The 18,129-nt window shown below is 66.1% G+C and carries 20 protein-coding genes; 9 read left to right on the top strand and 11 right to left on the bottom strand.

Annotation, left to right across the window (positions count from 1 at the left end):
• The first annotated feature begins 61 nt into the window (after nucleotides 1-61).
• Both AC1DS6_RS24020 and AC1DS6_RS24015 read left to right on the top strand, forming a co-directional pair.
• Complete coding sequence (locus AC1DS6_RS24020) at nucleotides 62-1,045, top strand: Bug family tripartite tricarboxylate transporter substrate binding protein (protein ID WP_477103302.1); 984 nt, start codon at nucleotides 62-64, stop codon at nucleotides 1,043-1,045.
• 178 nt (nucleotides 1,046-1,223) lie between these two features.
• Nucleotides 1,224-1,463 carry a DUF2789 domain-containing protein gene (locus AC1DS6_RS24015; protein ID WP_441629254.1) on the top strand — a complete coding sequence of 80 codons (240 nt, stop codon included), beginning with the start codon at nucleotides 1,224-1,226 and terminating at the stop codon, nucleotides 1,461-1,463.
• Between the two features lie 75 nt (nucleotides 1,464-1,538).
• Here AC1DS6_RS24015 and AC1DS6_RS24010 read toward each other — a convergent pair whose 3' ends face one another.
• The 3 genes from AC1DS6_RS24010 to ku form a co-directional block, all read right to left on the bottom strand.
• Complete coding sequence (locus tag AC1DS6_RS24010; protein ID WP_441629252.1) at nucleotides 1,539-1,850, bottom strand: hypothetical protein; 312 nt, start codon at nucleotides 1,848-1,850, stop codon at nucleotides 1,539-1,541.
• 115 nt (nucleotides 1,851-1,965) lie between these two features.
• On the bottom strand, nucleotides 1,966-2,772 hold the full coding sequence (locus AC1DS6_RS24005) for a MerR family transcriptional regulator (protein WP_441629250.1): 807 nt from the start codon (nucleotides 2,770-2,772) through the stop codon (nucleotides 1,966-1,968).
• Between the two features lie 7 nt (nucleotides 2,773-2,779).
• Nucleotides 2,780-3,673 carry a non-homologous end joining protein Ku gene (gene ku, locus AC1DS6_RS24000; protein WP_441629248.1) on the bottom strand — a complete coding sequence of 298 codons (894 nt, stop codon included), beginning with the start codon at nucleotides 3,671-3,673 and terminating at the stop codon, nucleotides 2,780-2,782.
• Nucleotides 3,674-4,045: 372 nt separating this feature from the next.
• Here ku and tolA point away from each other — a divergent pair, with 372 nt between their 5' ends.
• A complete protein-coding gene (gene tolA / locus AC1DS6_RS23995) occupies nucleotides 4,046-4,759 on the top strand; it encodes a cell envelope integrity protein TolA (protein WP_441629246.1) in 714 nt (237 codons plus the stop codon).
• Between the two features lie 118 nt (nucleotides 4,760-4,877).
• Here tolA and AC1DS6_RS23990 read toward each other — a convergent pair whose 3' ends face one another.
• The 6 genes from AC1DS6_RS23990 to AC1DS6_RS23965 form a co-directional block, all read right to left on the bottom strand.
• Nucleotides 4,878-5,690 carry a MetQ/NlpA family ABC transporter substrate-binding protein gene (locus AC1DS6_RS23990; RefSeq protein ID WP_441629244.1) on the bottom strand — a complete coding sequence of 271 codons (813 nt, stop codon included), beginning with the start codon at nucleotides 5,688-5,690 and terminating at the stop codon, nucleotides 4,878-4,880.
• Nucleotides 5,691-5,822: 132 nt separating this feature from the next.
• The gene (locus AC1DS6_RS23985; protein WP_441629242.1) at nucleotides 5,823-7,277 is read right to left on the bottom strand and encodes an efflux transporter outer membrane subunit; all 1,455 of its coding nucleotides are present in this window, start codon (nucleotides 7,275-7,277) and stop codon (nucleotides 5,823-5,825) included.
• Nucleotides 7,274-8,200 (bottom strand): efflux RND transporter periplasmic adaptor subunit, encoded by a 927-nt coding sequence (locus AC1DS6_RS23980; protein ID WP_441629240.1) that lies wholly within the window; start codon nucleotides 8,198-8,200, stop codon nucleotides 7,274-7,276. The genes AC1DS6_RS23985 and AC1DS6_RS23980 overlap by 4 nt, the downstream gene beginning before the upstream one ends.
• Nucleotides 8,197-8,406, bottom strand: a complete 210-nt coding sequence (locus tag AC1DS6_RS23975) for a DUF1656 domain-containing protein (protein ID WP_035869418.1) — start codon at nucleotides 8,404-8,406, stop codon at nucleotides 8,197-8,199. Before AC1DS6_RS23975 ends, AC1DS6_RS23980 begins: the two co-directional genes overlap by 4 nt.
• Before the next feature lie 33 nt (nucleotides 8,407-8,439).
• Complete coding sequence (locus tag AC1DS6_RS23970; RefSeq protein WP_477103301.1) at nucleotides 8,440-10,503, bottom strand: FUSC family protein; 2,064 nt, start codon at nucleotides 10,501-10,503, stop codon at nucleotides 8,440-8,442.
• Nucleotides 10,504-10,507: 4 nt separating this feature from the next.
• A complete protein-coding gene (locus AC1DS6_RS23965) occupies nucleotides 10,508-10,969 on the bottom strand; it encodes a MarR family winged helix-turn-helix transcriptional regulator (RefSeq protein WP_276286350.1) in 462 nt (153 codons plus the stop codon).
• 458 nt (nucleotides 10,970-11,427) lie between these two features.
• Between AC1DS6_RS23965 and AC1DS6_RS23960 the strand changes: the two genes are divergently transcribed.
• The 6 genes from AC1DS6_RS23960 to AC1DS6_RS23935 all read left to right on the top strand — a co-directional run bounded on the left by AC1DS6_RS23960 (nucleotide 11,428) and on the right by AC1DS6_RS23935 (nucleotide 16,540).
• The gene (locus tag AC1DS6_RS23960; RefSeq protein WP_477103300.1) at nucleotides 11,428-12,225 is read left to right on the top strand and encodes a crotonase/enoyl-CoA hydratase family protein; all 798 of its coding nucleotides are present in this window, start codon (nucleotides 11,428-11,430) and stop codon (nucleotides 12,223-12,225) included.
• 47 nt (nucleotides 12,226-12,272) lie between these two features.
• Entirely contained in the window at nucleotides 12,273-13,451 is a 1,179-nt protein-coding gene (locus tag AC1DS6_RS23955) for a thiolase family protein (RefSeq protein WP_477103299.1), read from the top strand.
• A 42-nt stretch (nucleotides 13,452-13,493) separates the two neighbouring features.
• On the top strand, nucleotides 13,494-14,258 hold the full coding sequence (locus AC1DS6_RS23950) for an SDR family NAD(P)-dependent oxidoreductase (protein WP_441629230.1): 765 nt from the start codon (nucleotides 13,494-13,496) through the stop codon (nucleotides 14,256-14,258).
• 110 nt (nucleotides 14,259-14,368) lie between these two features.
• A complete protein-coding gene (locus AC1DS6_RS23945; protein WP_441629228.1) occupies nucleotides 14,369-15,283 on the top strand; it encodes a LysR family transcriptional regulator in 915 nt (304 codons plus the stop codon).
• 352 nt (nucleotides 15,284-15,635) lie between these two features.
• Nucleotides 15,636-15,971, top strand: a complete 336-nt coding sequence (locus AC1DS6_RS23940; RefSeq protein ID WP_477103298.1) for a T6SS effector amidase Tae4 family protein — start codon at nucleotides 15,636-15,638, stop codon at nucleotides 15,969-15,971.
• Nucleotides 15,968-16,540, top strand: coding sequence for a hypothetical protein (locus tag AC1DS6_RS23935; protein ID WP_441629224.1), 573 nt, complete (start codon nucleotides 15,968-15,970; stop codon nucleotides 16,538-16,540). Before AC1DS6_RS23940 ends, AC1DS6_RS23935 begins: the two co-directional genes overlap by 4 nt.
• 139 nt (nucleotides 16,541-16,679) lie before the next feature.
• On the opposite strand, the gene madM is transcribed toward AC1DS6_RS23935, so the two are convergent.
• Together madM and madL are read right to left on the bottom strand one after the other, a co-directional pair.
• Nucleotides 16,680-17,468, bottom strand: a complete 789-nt coding sequence (gene madM / locus AC1DS6_RS23930) for a malonate transporter subunit MadM (protein ID WP_441629222.1) — start codon at nucleotides 17,466-17,468, stop codon at nucleotides 16,680-16,682.
• Nucleotides 17,469-17,477: 9 nt separating this feature from the next.
• Complete coding sequence (madL, locus tag AC1DS6_RS23925; RefSeq protein ID WP_441629220.1) at nucleotides 17,478-17,888, bottom strand: malonate transporter subunit MadL; 411 nt, start codon at nucleotides 17,886-17,888, stop codon at nucleotides 17,478-17,480.
• Nucleotides 17,889-18,129 lie beyond the last annotated feature (241 nt).

Genomic DNA, 18,129 nt, shown 5'->3' with positions numbered 1-18,129 from the left:
AAAAAGGAAAGCAAAAAAGCGGAAAACAACACCGCAAGCAAAATTCAAAACAGGAGACAAGATGATCACCATCCGCAAATTGATGGCAGTTGGCCTCGGCCTGGCTGCCCTGCCCTGGACCGCGGCAACGGCTGGCGCGGAACCCGCCTTCCCGAGCAAGCCCGTGCGCTGGATCGTGCCCTACCCCGCCGGAGGCGGTTCGGACTTCCTGGCGCGCTCCATCGGGCAGCCGCTCTCGACCCGCCTGGGCCAGCCGGTCGTGGTGGACAACAAACCCGGCGGCAACACCGCCATCGCCGCGGCGGAAACCGCTCGCGCGCCGGCGGATGGCTACACAGTGCTGTCGGCGGACAACGGCACGCTGGTGTTCAACCCCGCGCTGTACAAGTCCCTTTCCTACAATCCGTTAAAAGACCTGGCGCCGGTTACGCTGCTTGGCCGCTTCCCGATGATCCTGGTGGTGGGTCCGGGGATACGTGCCAGCAACGTGCAAGAATTCATTGCCGCGGCGAAAGCCAAGCCGGGCGGCATCGACTATGCTTCCGCGGGTGCAGGCAGCCCGCATCATCTGGCGATGGAACTGCTCAAGGTGGAAGCTGGCCTGACCATGGTCCACGCGCCGTATCGCGGCGCGGCGCCTGCGCTGGCCGACGTTGCCGGCGGGCAGGTCCCGGCCATGATGGTGGATCTTGCCTCGGGCGCCGGTTTCATCAAGGGCGGCAAGGTCAAGGCACTGGCCGTGGCCAATCCCACCCGCCTGCCGCAGTTGCCCGATGTGCCGACCTTCGCCGAGGCAGGTTACAAGAACGTGGAGGCCGCCGCGCTCGTCGGAATGGTGGCGCCGTCGGCCACGCCTCCCGAGGTGATCGCCATCCTGAACAAGCAGGTCGTGGCTACCATCAGGGAGCCGGCAGTCAACAAGCGGCTGGTGGAGTTCGGGGTGGAACCCGTGGGCAGTACGCCGGCGCAGTTTGCCGATCTGCTGCGCAGCGAGACCGCTCGCTGGCACAAGCTCATCCGGGATCTGAAGATCAAGCTGGATTAAGGCGGAGACGAGCGGTGCCGCCGCCCGCTACCGGCGGCACCGTGCCATTGCCCGTTGCCCGCCTGTAGCCTGTACCGTTCGATGTTGCGCACAAAAGCTGCGTTGTCGCATAGCATGGTGGCAATGCACTCGCCGAGCTGCACGAACATCGATCTCTTGAGCAGAAGGGGCAACCATCATGGACCAGGGCTTTCATCACTTTTCCGAACTGTTCGCGCAACTGGGATTGCCGGCCAGCGAAGCGGAGATCCGGACCTTCATCGCCACGCATTCCCCGCTCGCCGACGACGTGCCGCTCGCGGACGCACCGTTCTGGACGCCCGCCCAGGCGGCGCTGCTGCAGGACGAAATCCTTGAGGACGCCGATTGGGCGGAAGTGGTGGACCAGCTGAATGTGGCCCTGCGATGCTCGAAATGACAAGATCCCGGCACGCGGGGTGAATCTACCCTGAAGAATGCGTACGGCCCGTGGCAGTGCGGCGCTCGCGGCCTCTCAATGCGCAGGCATGCACCTGAGCACGGAGGCGAAGTGATCCATCGAGATCTCAACCTCGTCCTCCAGCCTGACTCCGCCGAATTCCGCAAGCCGCTGGCCGGCTCGCTCGATGCTGAAGACCACAGCCTTCCAGGTGCCGTCGGGCACCGAGAGCGTCAGGCGCGTATTAAATTCCACCTGGGGATCGATCCGGCTTCGCACTGTCACAAGGTCGCCCGCCTGCGGGCGGATGGCGCCAACCGCAACCACGTCGCCGACAACCGGTTGCCCTGCCGGGTATGCTGCGCTCGCCATGTCTTCGTGATTCATGGTCCCAAACCCTCCTTTGCGTTAATCCTACAAAATGGCCGCCGCTTTTTCAAAGCGGGGAACCGTGCGGAAGCACCCGATGGCACGCGCCGCCAGCGCCACGCGCGGCGGGCATTCACTGCGGCTGCAGCTTCCGGTATGCGTTGAAATGCCGGATCGCACGCATATCGTCCCCCAAGGTTTCATACAGCCGCGCTGCATTGAAGTGGGCATCCGCGAACTCCGGGGCGAGTTCGATGCAGTGCCCATAGCTGGCCAGCGCCTCTGCCTGCAGCCCGTCGTCTTCCAGCGCGACGGCCAGGTTGAAGTGCATCAGCGGTTCGTCCGGCAGATGCGCAAGCCCGCAGCGGTAGAGCGCGATCGCCTCTCCGAAGTGGCCGGCGGCGCAGAGCATGCACCCCAGGTTGAGATAGGGTTCGAGATAGCTCCCATCGGCTGAGAGCGCACGGCGGTATGCCTGCTCCGCTTCGCCAGGCGCCTCGGCTTCCAGCTTGCAACCGGTCTGGAACCAGATGCTCGCTTCGGCGGACGGGGCTTGGTGCAGGGAATGGACGGCGGCAGCGCCGGCCTCCTCTGGCTCGAAATCCATCAGCAGCTGGCCCGATTCCGCCTGCCACTGCCTGACGGTGTCGCGGGTCGCCACCTCATTGCCGATCGCGCGAATTCGCACGCCGGTCAGCGGCGCTTCCTGCCCTCTGGACGCCTTCAGTTTCGAAAGCGCGCGCGAGATGCGGCGGCTCGGGATCTGCGCCTCGCGCAATGAGTTCGCGGTGCGCAGCATCACCATGTCCTGGAAGGTGAAGAGGTATTCGCGGCGCGCGCCGCGGCTTGGCGTGACCACGCCATCCGCGATCAGCCTGGCGGCAACCGAGCGCGGGATGCCGAGCATGGCCTGGACCTCGCGCAACGTATATAGCGTCATCTGCCGGTCACTTCTTGCCTGCCGCTCGGCGCGCGGGTGCCGGCGCGGGCGCGGTGGCGCGGCGCGCGGTCTTGCGTGCCTTCGGCGCATCCGGCGCCGCGGCCGTTTTCCCGGCTGCGCGTTTGCGCTGCTGCACACTGGCGCGCAATGCTTCCATCAGGTCGATGACTTCCGCGCCCTGCGTGGCTTCGCGTTGTTCCGTCACGGTGATCTTCTTGCCGGCGATTTTCTTGTCGATTGCCGCGAGGACCCGCGCCTTTTCTTCGTCGGCGTAGGCGGCGGGATCGTAGCTGCCCACCGAATTCTGCTCGATCAGTTGCTGCGCCAGCGCCAGTTCCGCGGGCTGTACGTCCGCCTTCTCCACATGCAGGTCGGCCATGGGGCGCACTTCGTCGGCATAGAGCAACTGCTGCAGGATCAGGCCATCGTCGCCTGGCCGCACCTGGACCATGTACTGCTTGCCTTTCCACACCCATCGGGCCAGCGCGCAGGTGCCGGTCCGGCGCATCGCTTCGGTCAGCAAGGCATACGGCTTCGCTCCGCGCTTGTCCGGGCCGAGGTAATAGGCATTGTCGAAGTAGATCGGATCGATCGCGCCGGCCGGCACGAACGACACGATGTCGATCGTATGGCGGCCCTCCGCCTCCAGCGCATCCAGTTCTTCCGGCTCGAAGACCACATAGTGATCCTTCTCGAACTCGTACCCCTTCACCATCTCGGAGCGCTCCACCACCACATCTTCGCGCAGGCAGATGTACTGCTGTTTCAGGCGCGATCCGCACCCTTTGTGCAGCAGGTTGAAGCTCACCCCGGATTGGCTTTCCGTCGCGGTGTACACCTTGACCGGAATCGAGACCAGCCCGAAGCTGAGGGAAAGCGAAGCGAGGGAACGAGCAGCCATGGCGAATCACCCTGCGAGGACGGGAGCGGGATCTTTCGCATATAGCTTAGACCGTGCCCGGCAAAGGGTTGAATGCATGGACGCCCGCGGAGGCAGAGTCGCCACTTTTTGGGCCTGTAGGCGATTTTTTGACGTGCAAGCTCGGCGGACCGGACGTGTAAATTCTGCGATGGACGGAGTCCGGCATGGCGCGGCGGCAGCCCCACGGAATCTCGCTTGCCTAGGCAGCCAATGCCGACCTAAGCTCCATACAGAGGATCCTAAGCGCGGGTTGGCGCACAAACCATCGCGAAGTGTCCTTTCATATCGATGTCAGAGTGATGCCAGAGCTATGCCGCGTGGAACACCTGCGGCCTCTGGCCAGCCCGCGCCATGGAGCCCATCGCCTATCCGTATCAACTGGTACAGGAGCGGGGAACGCTGAAATGTTTCCTGCTGGCTCTGTTCATGCATCTGCTGCTGGGCATCTTGCTCTACTACGGCGTGCACTGGCAAAGCCGCACGCCGGCAGGCGTGGAAGCCGAATTGTGGGACAGTGTTCCCGACATTGCGCAGCCCCAGCCGGTGGTCCAGCCGAACCCCGAATCCGTGGTCAAGCCGGAGGAAAACGCCGATATCGCGCTGCAGGCGCAGAAGCGCCGCCAGGCCGCGGCGGCGGCGGCGGAAGCCAGACAGGCCGAGCAGCGCGAGCGTCAGGCGGCGCTCAAGCAACAGCGCCAGAGCGAACTGGCACGCCTGCAAGCCATGGCCAACAGCGCCCCCACCACCGGTGGCGTGGGCAACCGTGCGGGCACCGGCGCCGGCGCGGGCGGCGCTGCGTCGCCCGGCTACGCGGACCGCGTGCGGCGCCGCGTCAAGCCGAACATCATCTTCACCGAAGAGGTGGCCGGCAACCCGGCCGCGGTGGTGACGGTGCAACTGGCGCCGGACGGCTCGTTGCTGTCGGCCCGCCTGACCAAGTCCAGCGGCAATGCCGGCTGGGACAACGCGGTGCTGCGCGCGGTGGAGCGATCCGATCCGCTGCCGCGCGACGAGAACGGCCTGGCGCCCGCCAAGGTCATCATCACCTTCATGCCGAGGGAATAGGCAGGCAGCCAGACTGCAAGGCCCAACGAAAAACCCCCTCCGGATCGCAGGATCCGGAAGGGGTTTTGTCCTGGCAAGCCAGCGCGGGACCAATGAAGCCCCCGCATCGCCCGCGCACTCAGAACGAAGGCACCATCGCGCCCTTGAACTCGTTCTTCATGAACTGCTTCACCTCTTCCGACTGGTAGGCAGCCACCAGCTTCTTCACCCACGGCTTGTCCTTGTCCTGGGTGCGCACCGCGATGATGTTCGCGTACGGGCTGTGGATGTCTTCCAGCGCGATGGCGTTGCGGGTCGGCTGCAGGCCGGCGGCCAGCGCGTAGTTGGTGTTGATCACGGCCGCCGCCACATCGGGCAACGCGCGCGCCAGTTGCGCCGCGTCGAGTTCGACGATCTTCAGCTTCTTCGGATTGTCGCTGACGTCCAGCGGCGTCGCGTTGACGCCATTGGTGCCCACCCCGCTCTTGAGCTTGATCACGCCTTGCGCGGCCAGCAGCAGCAGCGCGCGGTTCTCGTTGGAGGGATCGTTGGGAACGGCCACCCTGGCGCCTTGCGGCAGGTCCTTGGGCGACTTCAGCTTTTGCGAGTAGATGCCCAGCGGCGAGATGTACGTGTAGCCCACGCTGACCATCTTGTAGCCGCGCTGCTTGACCTGGCTGTCGAGATAGGGCTGGTGCTGGAAGCTGTTGGCGTCGAGGTCGCCGGCGTCGAGCGCGGCGTTGGGCTGCACGTAGTCGTTGAACTCCACGACCTTGATATTCAGGCCTTCGCGCTTGGCGACTTTCTGGACCACTTGCCAGACCTGCGCGTCCGGACCGCTGACCGTGCCGACGCGCAAGGTCTGTTCCTGCGCCGGCGCGGCGCCCGAGGCCACGATGCCAAGCGTGGCGATCGCGATGGACAGGGTTTTCTGGATCGAGGGATAAAACATGGTGCTGCTATTCCTTTGTGCTCTTTGTACGCTTTGTACTGGTTCGGCTGATCCGGCGGGTTCGGCCCGTTTGCCCAATTCGGTCAAGCAAGATGCCGGGCATGAGAGTGTAAACGGACGCACGCCGCGCGCTCAATCCCCGCCCATCGCCTGCGTCTTCACTTTCGGCGCATCCTGCCAGCCGCCGCCGAGCGCGAGGAACAGGTTGATCTGATCCAGCGCGACCTGGCTTTCCGACGCGGCCAGCGAGGCTTCGGTGCTGGCCAGCGTACGGTCCGCATCGAGGCTGGACAGGTACGGCGAACGTCCGGCCTGGTAGAGCTGGCGGTTTTGCCGCGCCACCTCGTTGGCCTTGTCGCGGGCATCGCGCAGGGCCGCGGTGCGCTCCAGTTCACGCGTATAGCTGCTCAGCGCGGACTGCGTTTCGCGCAGTGCCTTGAGCACCACGCCGTCGAAGCGCGCGAGCGCCGCCTCGGCGCCGGCTTCGGTGCCATGGATGCGCGCGCGGGTGCCGCTGGTCGGAATGTTCCAGGTGATCAGCGGGCCGAAGCCCCAGTGCGCCGTCGGCGCCTGGCCAAGATGGTCCAGGATGCCGGTAAAGCCGGCGGAAGCGCCGATACGGATGGACGGATAGAGATCCGCCGTGGCGACGCCGATCTTTGCCGTGGCCGATGCGAGTTCGCGCTCGGCCTGGCGCACGTCGGGCCGGCGCTTGAGCAGCGCTGCGCCGTCGCCCACGGGCAAGGCCTGGCTCAGCCTGGGTTCTTCATGGCAGGCATATTCCGTCAGCGACGCGGCGGTGGGCGGCTTGCCCAGCATCACCGCCAGGCGGTACGCCGCGCCTTCCTGCTCGGCCTTGAAGCGTGGCAATGCAGCGCGCAGCGTGTCGGCCTGGGCCTGGGAGCGCAACAGGTCGACCGGCTGGCCGCGCCCCGCCTCTACCATCTTGCGCGCCAGTTCGACGCCGCGGCGCTGCAACTCGAGCTGGCGCTCGGCGACTTCCAGTTCATGCGTGGCGGCGCAGCCCTGCACATAGGCCCGCACCGTCTCCGCGGCCACGCCCACGCGCGCCTGGTCGAGCGCGGCCTGGCTGGCCTGCGCGCCGGCCAGCGCCGCTTCGTCCGCGCGTGCGAGCTTGCCGAAGAAGTCGATCAGGTAGGAGACGTTAAGGCCGACGTCGCCAAAGTTCATCACCGGAATCTTCTCTTCCTTGAGCAGCGGCTCTCCGGCGATCTGCCCGCGCTGCGCACCGGCCAGGAAACGGGCCTCGGGCAGGTTCTCCGCCTCCACCTCGTGATAGACCGCGATGGCGCGCTTGAGATTGGCGGCGGCGACGCGCAGATCCGTATTGGCGGTCAGCGCTTCCTGCACCAGCTTGTCGAGCCTGGGGTCGTCGTACAGGCGCCACCAGCCGTCGGGCACGGCGCCGATCGACACGGCCGGGTTGTCCGTGCCGAGCAAGGGGCCATTGGCGGCGGGCGCGTTCACGGTCGCATTTTCCGGCACGTGGTAATCGGGGCCGACGGTGGTGCAGGCGAACAGCAGCGGCACCAGGGCCGGCAGCAAGGCTAGGCGCAAGGCGTTCACTGCACGGCTCCGTGGGTTGCGGCAGCCTGGCCCGAGGCCGCGAGCTTGTCCTTGCCGGCCGGCTCGCGCACCGATACGGTGGCCGTGCGGCCCGCCACCAGCCGCAGATCGGCGGGCGGATTGTCCAGCACGATGCGCACCGGGATGCGTTGCGCGAGGCGGACCCAGTTGAAGGTCGGGTTCACGTTCGGCAGCAGGTTGGACCCGTTGCTGCGGTCCCGGTCCTCGATGCCGGCGGCAATGCTTTGCACATGGCCATGCAGCACGCCGGATTCGCCCATGATGCGGATCTCCACCGGATTGCCGATATGGATGCCATGCAGCTTGGTTTCCTCGAAATAGCCTTCCACGTGGAAGGAATTCGCGTCGACCATCGACAGCACCGGGCGGCCCGTGTTGACGTAGTCGCCAAGGCGCGGCAGCCGGTCGTTCAGGTAGCCATCCACCGGGCTGAGCACGATGGTGCGCTCCAGGTTGAGCCTGGCGATATTGACCGCCGCCTGCGCCTGCGCCAGCGCGGCTTCGCCTTGCTGGACCTTGGCCAGACCTTCTTCCACCACTTCCTTGGAAACCACCTCGGACAGCGCCTGGCTGCGCCGCGCCTCGCGGCGGGCCTGGGCCAGCGTGGCGCTTTGCGCGGCCACCGTGGCCTGCGCCTGCTGCAGCGCCAGCGCGAAGCGGTCGCGGTCGATCTCGAACAGCGGCTGGCCGCGCTGCACGCGCTGGTTGTCCTTGACCAGGACCTTGGTCACCAGGCCGGACACGTCAGGCGCGATCTGCACCACGTCGGCGCGGATATGGCCGTCGCGCGTCCATGGCGCGACCGTGTAGTAATCCCACAGGTGTTTGACGACGACGACCGCGACCGCGGTGACGACAAGGGTGAGGACGATGGGTCCAAGCGTACGAAGATTGAGTTTCATGACTGCAGCCGATAGGCCAGGTAGACGGTGCCACCCAGGACGATCCCGTATAAAGCCAGATTGAACAGCGACCGGTGCCAGACCAGCCGGTAAAAGCCCACACGCGCCAGCACGGCGCGCGTGCAGGCGGTGATCAGGAAAGCCACCAGCATCCACGCCAGCAGGCTCGGGACAAACACACCATAGACGTCGACTTCACCGCTCATTGCCATTGCTCGCTGTATTGATCGATTCCATGCTCATTTCTCGATTCCGGCCGGGCTTGCGGCCTGAGCCACAGCTGGGCTCATCGCCAGGGGCGCTGCCGAAAACAAGGCGACGTGCATTTCCACCAGCGCGGCAAACGCCTCGCGCGAGGCCTGGTCGGCACGCGTGGCCACCTTGCGGATCGCCTTGCCCATCCGCTCGCGCAGCACCTGCGGCGGGGCTTCGGCCCTGGCATCCAGGCGTGCCTGGTAGTAGCTGGCCACGCCCTGCAGCACGCGCCGCACGGCACGCTGGTGTTCCGGCGCCAGCGCGGGCAGCTCGCGCTGCAGCGCCAGCGTGCTGAGTTCGACGCGCACTTCGGTGAAGCCGTCGCTGGTGGTTTCATCCTCGCTGGCGGCCAGCCGCGGCACGATCTGCGCCAGCCGGTCCAGCATGCGGGCGCGCAGGTTGGCGTGCTCGCCGGGTTCGCGGCCGGTGGCATTGCGGGCAATGTCGCCCCAGCTCGCGCGCACCAGCCGGCGCACCGCCGCCCTGGTGCCGAAGGGGCGGGCCACCAGGGTCCACACCAGCGCGAACAGGATGCCCGCGATACCCGCCACGTTGCCGTTGAAGAAGGCATTGAAGTCGGCGTTGTATGCGCCCTGCAGGCCAATATCGTTGGCGGTGACCACCGCCAGCGGCATGGCGATCAGCGCAAGCCGCGGCTGCGCCATCATCAGGCCGATGAGCAGGTAAGGCGCCGCGAACATCAGCACCAGCATCTCGAAGTCGTGCGCGTTGGGCAGGACCACGAACAGGTAGACCGTTGCCAAGACCAGGCAGACCACGTTCCAGCGGAAGAAGGAGCGGATCATCGGCGCCGGCTCGTCCATCGCGGCAAAGAAGCAGCAGGACACCGCGCCCAGCGCGACGGCGCCGGCGCCGTCCGCCCAGCCCGTCCAGATCCAGACCAGGCCCATGCAGAAAATGGCCAGGGCGGTCGTGGCGGTGGAGAACAGCAGCATGCCGTGATCGTAGTGCCGCGCCGCGCCCACGCCCCAGCGCTGGAACACCGGCGTCCAGTCGCCCTGCGGGGCGGCCTCGCCGATGCGGCGCTGCAGCGAGACGCAGTCCTGCCACAGCTCCATCAGTTCGAGCAAACGGCCTTCGGCGGTGGCGGCCAGCGCGGCGTGCCAGTCCGGGCCGGCGCTGCCGGCATCGAGACCCGCGTCATCGGCGGGCGCGGCAGGAGACAACTGCAACGCGGGCAGCGGCGCTTGCGCGCCCTCCCCGATCCACGCCGAGACCTGCGCCATGTTCTGCGACAGCCGGCGGGGCACGCCCGCCGCGTGCTGGTGGAGCGCCTCCACCACGGAGGCCAGCGACGACAGCACGGGCAGCAGCATGGTCATGCGGCCGCGCAACTCCTGCGCGTGCTTCACGCGCGCGGCGCTTTCGGCGTCGTAAGAAAGCTGGCTGATCAACTGGTCGAGCGCGAGGATGTCGGCGGCCAGCCGGTGCCGGCTGTGATGGCGCGAGACCTTGGCGGCCGGCTGCGCGGATAGCATATCGGTGGCCCACAACGCGGCATCGGCCAGCCATTGCGCGGATCTCTGGCCGAGCACCGTGGCCACCTTGGCCGGGAAGATGGTCGAGCCGACGATGCTCGCGCACAGGATGCCCAGGCAGATTTCCTCGGCGCGCGCCACCGCGAGATCGAACACGCCGCCGGGATCGCCCACGGCAGGCAACGCCACCATGGGCAGCGTATAGGCCGCCAGCATGAACACATAGCTGCGCGGCGTACGGTGCAGCAGGGCGATATAGAGCAGGACCCCGATCCACAACGCAACCGCGGCCATCAGCAAGACCGGCGCATTGACCAGCGGCGGCACCATGGCAACCGCCGCGGCCGCGCCCAGCAGCGTGCCGAGCACGCGGTACAGCGCTTTGGAGCGGGTCGCGCCGGTGAGCGGATGCGCCACGATATACACGGAAGCCATCGCCCAGTAGGGGCGCGGCAGACCGAGGTACAGCGCGATGAACAGCGCCAGCATGGCCGCTGCAAAGGCTTTAAAGGAAAAGATCCAGTCTCTTCCGGTTGGCCAGCTCAACATGTTCTCAGGACCCGGAAGCGGTATTGGGCGCGGACTCGGCGGCGCGTGCGAGTGCGTCGAGAACGCGCATGGCGCCCTCGAAATCCTGCTCGCTGATGTCGGCGAAGACCGTGGCGCGCACTTGCTTGAGTTCGATCTCGATTTTTTCGGCCAGCGCCTCGCCGGCGTCGGTCAGCCAGAGCGTATTGGCCCGCCGGTCGTTCGCATCGACCTCCCGGCGCACCAGGCCGGCGGCGCAGAGCTGGTCGAGCAAGCGCACCAGCGATGCGCCTTCGAGCCCCACATAGTCGGCCAGCCTGACCTGGCGCACACCGCCGCCAAGGCGGCGGATAAACAACAAGGGCCCGGCGGCCGCGGCGGAAATGCCGTAGGCGGTGACTGCGCCCTGGGAGATCTGGCGCCATTGGCGGCCGGCCAGCATGAGCTGGCCGGTAAAGGCGAAACGGAGGGCGTCGATAGGAGGCATGGACTAAATGATAGCAGCCATATAGTTAGGATGCAAATGATCACCATGCGAAGCAATATCGTATTGCGTCGTGCGAATAATGCAGCACACGGACCGCAGGACGGCAGTGCAAGCTCGCCGCCGCCGATATCCATGGGATATCACTGCCGCTGAAATGAATATTGGACACCTAGCGGCACGGTCCCTTAGCCTTTTGGGATAAACCCGGCCCCGGAGCCGGGGTACAAGAGGAGACCCGATGCACCCTGTCCGCCGCCTGCCGCTGGCCGCCATGGCCGCCAGCGCACTCGTGCCCGGCACCGGCGCCGCGCGCCGACTAGCCCGAACGGCCCACCAGGATGATGGTGTCGTCCCCGCCCGGCAACAGCACCGATCGTGCCAGCATTCCCAAGCCATGACATTCGTCACCAGAGCAAGGCCAAGCAGACACGCCTGACACGCCAACTAGGAGACTCCGCATGACCAGCTTCCTGCGCTATGAACAACAGGGCCACATCGTGACCCTGACCATGAACGAGCCCGAGCGGCGCAACCCGCTCACCGGCAATACCGCGGTGGCCGACTTCCTGGATGCCATCGACCGCATCCACCGCGACACCAGCGTGCGCGCGGTGATCATCACCGGCGCCGGCTCCGCATTCTCGTCGGGCGGCAATATCCGCGACATGGAGCGCCAGGCCTCAGGCCAGGTGCCGGGCATGGAGATTCGCCAGGACTATCGCCTGGGCATCCAGAGGCTGCCGCTGGCGCTGTTCAACCTGGAGGTGCCGGTGATTGCCGCCGTCAATGGTGCGGCCATGGGCGCGGGCCTCGATCTGGCGTGCATGTGCGATATGCGCATTGCCTCGGAGCAGGCGCAGTTTGCCGAGAGCTTCGTCAAACTGGGGATCATTCCGGGCGATGGCGGCGCGTGGCTGCTGCCGCGCGTGATCGGGCTGTCGCGAGCGGCGGAGCTGACCTTTACCGGGCAGGTCATCGATGCGCGCCAGGCGCTGGAGTGGAATCTCGTTTCGCGCGTCGTGCCGGCGGAGCAGTTGCTGCCCACGGCCAATGAACTGGCGGAGCGCATCGCCGCCAATCCGCCGCATGCGGTACGGCTGGCCAAGCGCCTGCTGCGCGAAGCGCTGCACACACGGCTGGATACGCTGCTGGAATTGTCGGCCGGCTTCCAGGCGCTGTCGCACCAGACCGCGGACCACCGGGAAGCGGTCTCCGCCTTCCTGGACAAGCGCCAGCCGGCGTTCACCGGCAATTGATCCGGCACCACACCAACTTCCATCCACCGCACATCCGGAGCACCGCCATGCAGCAAGCCGTCATCGTAGACGCCATCCGATCCCCCATGGGCCGGTCCAAGCCCGGCTCGGCCTTTACCGGGTTGCACCCCACGGAATTGCTGGCGCAGGTGCTGGCCGGGCTGGTGGAGCGCAACAAGCTGGACCCAGGGCTGGTGGAAGACGTCATCACCGGCTGCGTCAGCCAGGTGGGCGAGCAGTCCGCCACGCCGGGCCGCGTCGCGTGGCTGGCGGCCGGCTTTCCCGAGCATGTGCCTTCCACCACCATCGACCGCAAGTGCGGCTCCAGCCAGCAGGCCGTGCATTTTGCCGCGCAAGGCATCATGGCGGGCGCCTACGATATCGTGATCGCCTGCGGCATCGAATCGATGAGCCGCGTGCCGATGGGCTCCGGCCGCATCGGGCAGAACCCCTACGGGCCGTCCTTCGAGGCGCGCTACGCGCCCGGGCTGGTGTCGCAGGGCGTGGCGGCGGAGCTGGTCGCGGCGCAGTGGGAACTGTCGCGCGGCGACCTCGACAACTACGCCGCGCAATCACACCAGCGCGCGCACCAGGCGCAAGAAGCTGGCGCCTTCCGCCGCGAGATCCTGCCGATCCGCACCGCCGCCGGCCTGGTCCAGCACGATGAAACCATCCGCCCCGCCACCACGGCCGAGCGCCTTGCCACGCTGGCGCCGTCGTTTCGCGACGAGGCGCTGGGCCAGCGCTTCCCGCAGATCGGCTGGAACGTAACCGCGGGCAATGCCTCGCAGATCAGCGACGGCGCCTGTGCCATCCTGCTGATGAGCGAACGCGCCGCCTCGCGCCTGGGCTTGAATGCGCGGGCGCGTTTCGTGGCCTTCGATGCGTGCGGCGACAGCCCGCTGACCATGCTGACCGCCCCGATCCCGTCAAGCAAGCGCGCACTGGAAAAGAGCGGCCTTGGCCTCGATGCGATTTCCCACTACGAGATCAACGAAGCCTTTGCCTGCGTGCCGCTGGCCTGGCAGCGCGCGCTCGGCGCCGATCCCGCGCGCCTGAACCCGCGTGGCGGCGCGATCGCGCTTGGCCATCCGCTGGGCGCCTCGGGCGCGCGCCTGATGACCACCATGCTGCACGCGCTGGAAGACAGCGGCGAGCGCTACGGCCTGCAGTCGATGTGCGAGGCCGGCGGCATGGCCAACGCCACCATCATCGAACGGCTCTGAGCCGGTACCTGTGCATCCATACCAAGAACGAGGAGAGTCCAGATGAAACTTGCCAACATGTCCGCCGTCGTCACCGGGGGCGCCTCGGGGCTGGGCCTCGCCTGCGCCCGCCGCCTCACCGAGCGCGGCGTGGCCGTGGTGATCGCCGACCTGTCCGAAGAGAATGGCGCCGCCGCCGTGCGGGAACTCGGCGAGCTGGCCCGCTTTGTCCAGGCCGATGTCTGCGATACCGCGCAGATGACCCGCGTGTTCGACGCGGCGGACGCCCTGGGCACCATGCGCGCGCTGATCCATTGCGCCGGAGTGGGCGGCCCGGTGCGCCTGGTCGAGAAGGACGGCCAGCCCGGTTCGCTGGAAAAGTACGAATCGATCGTGCGCATCAACCTGGTCGGCACCTTCAACACGCTGCGTCTCGCGGCGGCGCGCATGGCCCGCAACGAACCGGTCGACGGCGAGCGTGGCGCCTGCGTGCTGACGGCATCGGTAGCCGCCTACGAAGGGCAGATCGGGCAGATCCCCTACGCCTCGGCCAAGGCCGGCATCGTCGGCATGACGCTGGTGGCGGCGCGCGACCTGGCCCAGCGCATGATCCGCGTCTGCACGATCGCGCCCGGCCTGTTCGATACGCCGCTGCTGGCGCGCCTGCCGGAGAACGTGCGCGCATCGCTCGGCGCCTCGGTGCCGCACCCGGCGCGGCTGGGCACGCCGGATGAGTTCGCCTCGACCGCGCTGCATATCCTGGAGAACGCCATGCTGAACGGGGAGACCATTCGCCTGGACGGCGCGATCCGCATGACGCCGCGCTGAACCAAAGCGCCGCTTGCGAGGCCCCGGTGCTGTCCACGGGGCCGCGCGGCTTCGAATCTGGTTATCATGCTCCGGTCACCGCCACCGCACGCACGAACGCCGCGCCTCCTATGCGAAACCGGATCAACGAAGAAATCACCTTCCGCAAGCTGGAAGTCCTGCTTGCCTACATGGAGACCGGCAACCTCGCCAAAGCCGCCGAGGCGCTGGACGTGAGCACCGTCAGCGTGCATCGCGCGCTGCACTCGCTGGAAGAAGGCATGCGCTGCGCCCTGTTCCGCCACGAAGGGCGCAACCTGCTGCCGACCGAAGCCGCGCATGTGCTGGCGGATGTGGCCGACGATGTGATCAAGACCATGGCCGACGGCATCCGCGCCACGCGCCAGGCCGCCGGGTACTCGGCCGATCACATGAAGATCGGCTCGCTCTATTCGCTGACCATCCGCACCGTGCCGGACGTGGTGATCGGCATCAAGGTCAGGCGGCCGGAACTGCAGGCGGAACTCGTGCTGGGCTCCAACGCGGACCTGCTCTTCAAGCTCAAGCAAGGCGCCATCGACGCGGCGCTGATGGCCATGCCAGAGCCGGATACGGAGATCGAGTCCATTCCCTTGTTCGAGGACGAGATCTACTTCGCCGCGCCAGCGGATTCGCCCTACGCGCAGCAAGCATCCATCGACCTGCGGCAATGCAGGGACGAGCCCTTCGTCACGCTCAGCGAGGGCTTCATCACCTATCAAGGCTTTATGGAGGCCTTCCGCATTGCCGACTTCACGCCCAATGTGGTGATGAAGGTCGGCGACATCTTCTCGCTGATGAACTTGGTCAGCGGCGGCGTGGGCTACGCCCTGCTGCCAGGCCGCGTGCGCGACGTGTTCCCGCACAAGGTGACGCTGATCCCGCTGTCCTCGCAATACCGGCTGCGCCAGACCATCGGGCTGAGCTTCCTGCGGCGGCGCGAGCGGGATCCGAACCTGCTGGCGCTGGCGGCGGTGTGCAGGTTGGCGATGCGGGCGCCGAGCTAGATACCGGCAACGGACTCTGCGCAAACGCCTGTGGAGTACGTTATTGGTGACGCCTCAGGCGTCCCCAAGGGCGCCGCGCGGGCGATTCCACTTGGCGTCCATCCGAACGGATTCTGCACTTGCTCTCGCACCCAGTGCGAACCCGTGACCATTTTTCGTGCAATAGCCAATCTGCACATGGCCAAACAGGCTGAGCAGTTGCGCCCAATTCCTGGCCAATCCCTTCTAGCGGACCAAACGTGGGCGTCAGGCATGTATCCGGAAATTTCCGCATGCAAATGCAGACCTTTCCACTCGCTTACTGCGCTACGCTGCCGCATCGACACCGATCTGGCACGTATTTGAATCCGCAATGGAGAAGTCATGGGAGCGAGCAAGCCAAACGGACTGGCTTCGGCTAAAGCCGTTCGCCGGCATTGGTGTACCGGAAAATATCACCGGCGCCGAATGGCAGAGGAAAATCAAGGGTCGTACTGGCATTGTCGCATTCAAGAACTATTGGAGGCGCTCAGGCCAGTCCAACGCAACTGGCGGTCATATTGACCTCTGGAATGGCTCCAGGTTGACGTCAAGCAGTGCTCAGGGTGCAGTAACCAACTTCCTGCGCTTTGCGGTCGGCGTCAATGCCACGCCCTTTTACTCTGATCTGGGCAACTCAAGCGAAATATTGTTTTGGGACATCAAGTGAAACGTGTGGCTTCCGTTGTCTTGTTAAGTGCCATCGGCGCAGTCATTGGGCTTTTGGCTTCGTTGCCGCTTGCTCGATTTGTCCCGATTTGCGGAGAAGATTGTTCAGGGCAGCGACTTGCGCAGACTGCGTCCTGGTCGCTTGGCACTGCGGCCCTTTTCCTGCTAGCTGGTATTTTCTGGTTTCGGAGCCCTGCTTCCCATTGGACCAACTGGCTCGTCCGGCTCGTCGTACTTGTGCTGCTAGTTGGCGGCGCATCGGCGGCAAGCTATGTCCACAAGCTCCAGGTCGAGAATGAATACCTGCACAGCATCCGCGAAATACAGCGCAGCAGCGATTTCCCCACGTTGGTGATCCTGAAGAAGGAAGTGTCCGTACTTGCAAGCTCCGAGGCTGACGGCTCACCAACGCTCTTCCGTGCGGCGAGGTGGGAACGGTGCGCAATTGGGCGTCAAGAGAGCCTGCCACCGAGGCGGATCGAGATTCAGTGCCGCGCTGGGACGGGATGGCTAAGTGCGGAAGACGCGAAAAATCTGATCGCCGTCGCGCCACGGGACAACCATCCGTGAACCCTCCTGATTGCGCAGCACAACGAGATCCGGAATAAGGGAGGGCGCATCGGCGCGATGGTTGCAGCGGGCAAATCAGAAATCCAGCAAACGAGCTTGCCACTGCTGCAACGAGCGCCTCTCATCCGGACGGCGTCGACTAACCCACCACCGCCTTGGTCGCCAGAAACAACAACGACGGCCCCAGCAAGCACCCCAGGCCAGTGTGGAACGTCGCCACCAGCGCACCATAAGGCACCAGCCTGCGATCCGTCGCCGCCAGCCCCGCCGATACACCGCTGACAGTACCCGCCAACCCGCCGAACACCATCGCGGCGCGCGGGTTGTTCAGGCCAAGGAAGCCTGCCGCCATGGGCGTTCCCACCATCACGATGATGGCCTTGATCAGCCCCGTGGCAATGCTCAGCGCGATCACGTCGGAGCTGGCGCCCAGCGCGGCGCCGGTCACCGGCCCCACGATATACGTCACCGCCCCGGCGCCGATGGTGGTCATGCTGACCGCGTCGCTGTAGCCGAACGCGCGCGCCACCGCGGCACCCACGATAAACGGCAGGATGGTGCCGAGCAGCAGGGAGATGGCGCCTACCAGCCCCGCCTTGCGCGCCTCCGTGACCTGCACTTCGAAGGCGGTGGCGACGATGGCGAAATCGCGCAGCATGGCGCCGCCCATCAGGCCGATACCGGAGAACAGCGAGATGTCGGCCAGGCCCTTCTCCTTGCCGGTGGCGATGCCACCGTAGTAAGCCAGCAGCAGGCCTATCACGATGGCGATGGCGGAGGCATGGACACGGCCGAAGGTCAGCCAGCGTGACAGGCGCGAGGACAACCACATGATGATGCCAACGGCAGCGAAGGCGGTGACCAGGCCGTTTTGCAACAGGATGGTATCCAGCAGGTGGGGAATGGATTGTGCGGAGGAAATCGACATGGCGGCCTCTCAGTGCGAAGCGTGGCTGGGGGTGGCTTCAGGGGACGGCAGCGGCGGCAAGGGCGCGTGGTCGCCGGTGCGGCTGAGCACGGCGATGCAGCAGGCTGACACCAGCACCGCGCCGATTGCCGCGATCAGGGCTACCGGCCCGCCGCGCAGCGCGGCCACCACGTTCTGCTGCGCAGCCATCGCTACCACCACGGGGATATACATCGCGCCCCAGAAGCCCACGCCCGCTTCGGTCTCCTTGGGCAAGAGCCCGCGCCCGTGCAGATAGAGCCGTATCGAAATCAGCAGCAGCATCGCGATGCCGACGCCGCCCACATTGGCCTTGACGCCGATGGCAATCCCCAGCAATTCGCCGAGGAACAGGCCGGCGAGATGGCAGAGCGCCAGCAAGGCGGTTCCGTAGATGATCATGGTGCTGTCTCCTGATGGCCTGTCCACATGCTTGCGCGCAGGCTGGTTCCGGGTTTGTGTTTGGCCCGCTCTATGGGCGGCGGGTCCGCCGGTGCAGGGAGCGGGCTTGTGCGCGCACATCCGTCCGGTATGGATGCAATCTAGGCGAGCCGCCGCAGCGCATCAATCAACCCGGGGAGTGAATCGTTAGCATGGGATTAACGTCGCGCCAGGAGCCTTGAATGCTCGTAGTGACCGGACA

This window comes from Cupriavidus sp. 05L310, from assembly GCF_056398185.1.
This window is presented reverse-complemented; position numbering and strand designations above follow the sequence as displayed.

Bases quoted from the DNA above. Each gene is read 5' to 3' on its own strand.
- AC1DS6_RS23945 (WP_441629228.1), top strand. From the start codon at position 14,369: ATGCGAAACCGGATCAACGAAGAAATCACCTTCCGCAAGCTGGAAGTC.
- madL (WP_441629220.1), bottom strand. From the start codon at position 17,888: ATGATCATCTACGGAACCGCCTTGCTGGCGCTCTGCCATCTCGCCGGC.
- madM (WP_441629222.1), bottom strand. From the start codon at position 17,468: ATGTCGATTTCCTCCGCACAATCCATTCCCCACCTGCTGGATACCATC.
- ku (WP_441629248.1), bottom strand. From the start codon at position 3,673: ATGGCTGCTCGTTCCCTCGCTTCGCTTTCCCTCAGCTTCGGGCTGGTC.
- AC1DS6_RS24010 (WP_441629252.1), bottom strand. From the start codon at position 1,850: ATGAATCACGAAGACATGGCGAGCGCAGCATACCCGGCAGGGCAACCG.
- AC1DS6_RS23940 (WP_477103298.1), top strand. From the start codon at position 15,636: ATGGAGAAGTCATGGGAGCGAGCAAGCCAAACGGACTGGCTTCGGCTA.
- AC1DS6_RS23965 (WP_276286350.1), bottom strand. From the start codon at position 10,969: ATGCCTCCTATCGACGCCCTCCGTTTCGCCTTTACCGGCCAGCTCATG.
- AC1DS6_RS23970 (WP_477103301.1), bottom strand. From the start codon at position 10,503: ATGTTGAGCTGGCCAACCGGAAGAGACTGGATCTTTTCCTTTAAAGCC.
- AC1DS6_RS23980 (WP_441629240.1), bottom strand. From the start codon at position 8,200: ATGAAACTCAATCTTCGTACGCTTGGACCCATCGTCCTCACCCTTGTC.
- AC1DS6_RS23955 (WP_477103299.1), top strand. From the start codon at position 12,273: ATGCAGCAAGCCGTCATCGTAGACGCCATCCGATCCCCCATGGGCCGG.
- AC1DS6_RS24020 (WP_477103302.1), top strand. From the start codon at position 62: ATGATCACCATCCGCAAATTGATGGCAGTTGGCCTCGGCCTGGCTGCC.
- AC1DS6_RS23960 (WP_477103300.1), top strand. From the start codon at position 11,428: ATGACCAGCTTCCTGCGCTATGAACAACAGGGCCACATCGTGACCCTG.
- AC1DS6_RS24005 (WP_441629250.1), bottom strand. From the start codon at position 2,772: ATGACGCTATATACGTTGCGCGAGGTCCAGGCCATGCTCGGCATCCCG.
- AC1DS6_RS23990 (WP_441629244.1), bottom strand. From the start codon at position 5,690: ATGTTTTATCCCTCGATCCAGAAAACCCTGTCCATCGCGATCGCCACG.
- AC1DS6_RS23975 (WP_035869418.1), bottom strand. From the start codon at position 8,406: ATGAGCGGTGAAGTCGACGTCTATGGTGTGTTTGTCCCGAGCCTGCTG.
- tolA (WP_441629246.1), top strand. From the start codon at position 4,046: ATGGAGCCCATCGCCTATCCGTATCAACTGGTACAGGAGCGGGGAACG.
- AC1DS6_RS24015 (WP_441629254.1), top strand. From the start codon at position 1,224: ATGGACCAGGGCTTTCATCACTTTTCCGAACTGTTCGCGCAACTGGGA.
- AC1DS6_RS23950 (WP_441629230.1), top strand. From the start codon at position 13,494: ATGAAACTTGCCAACATGTCCGCCGTCGTCACCGGGGGCGCCTCGGGG.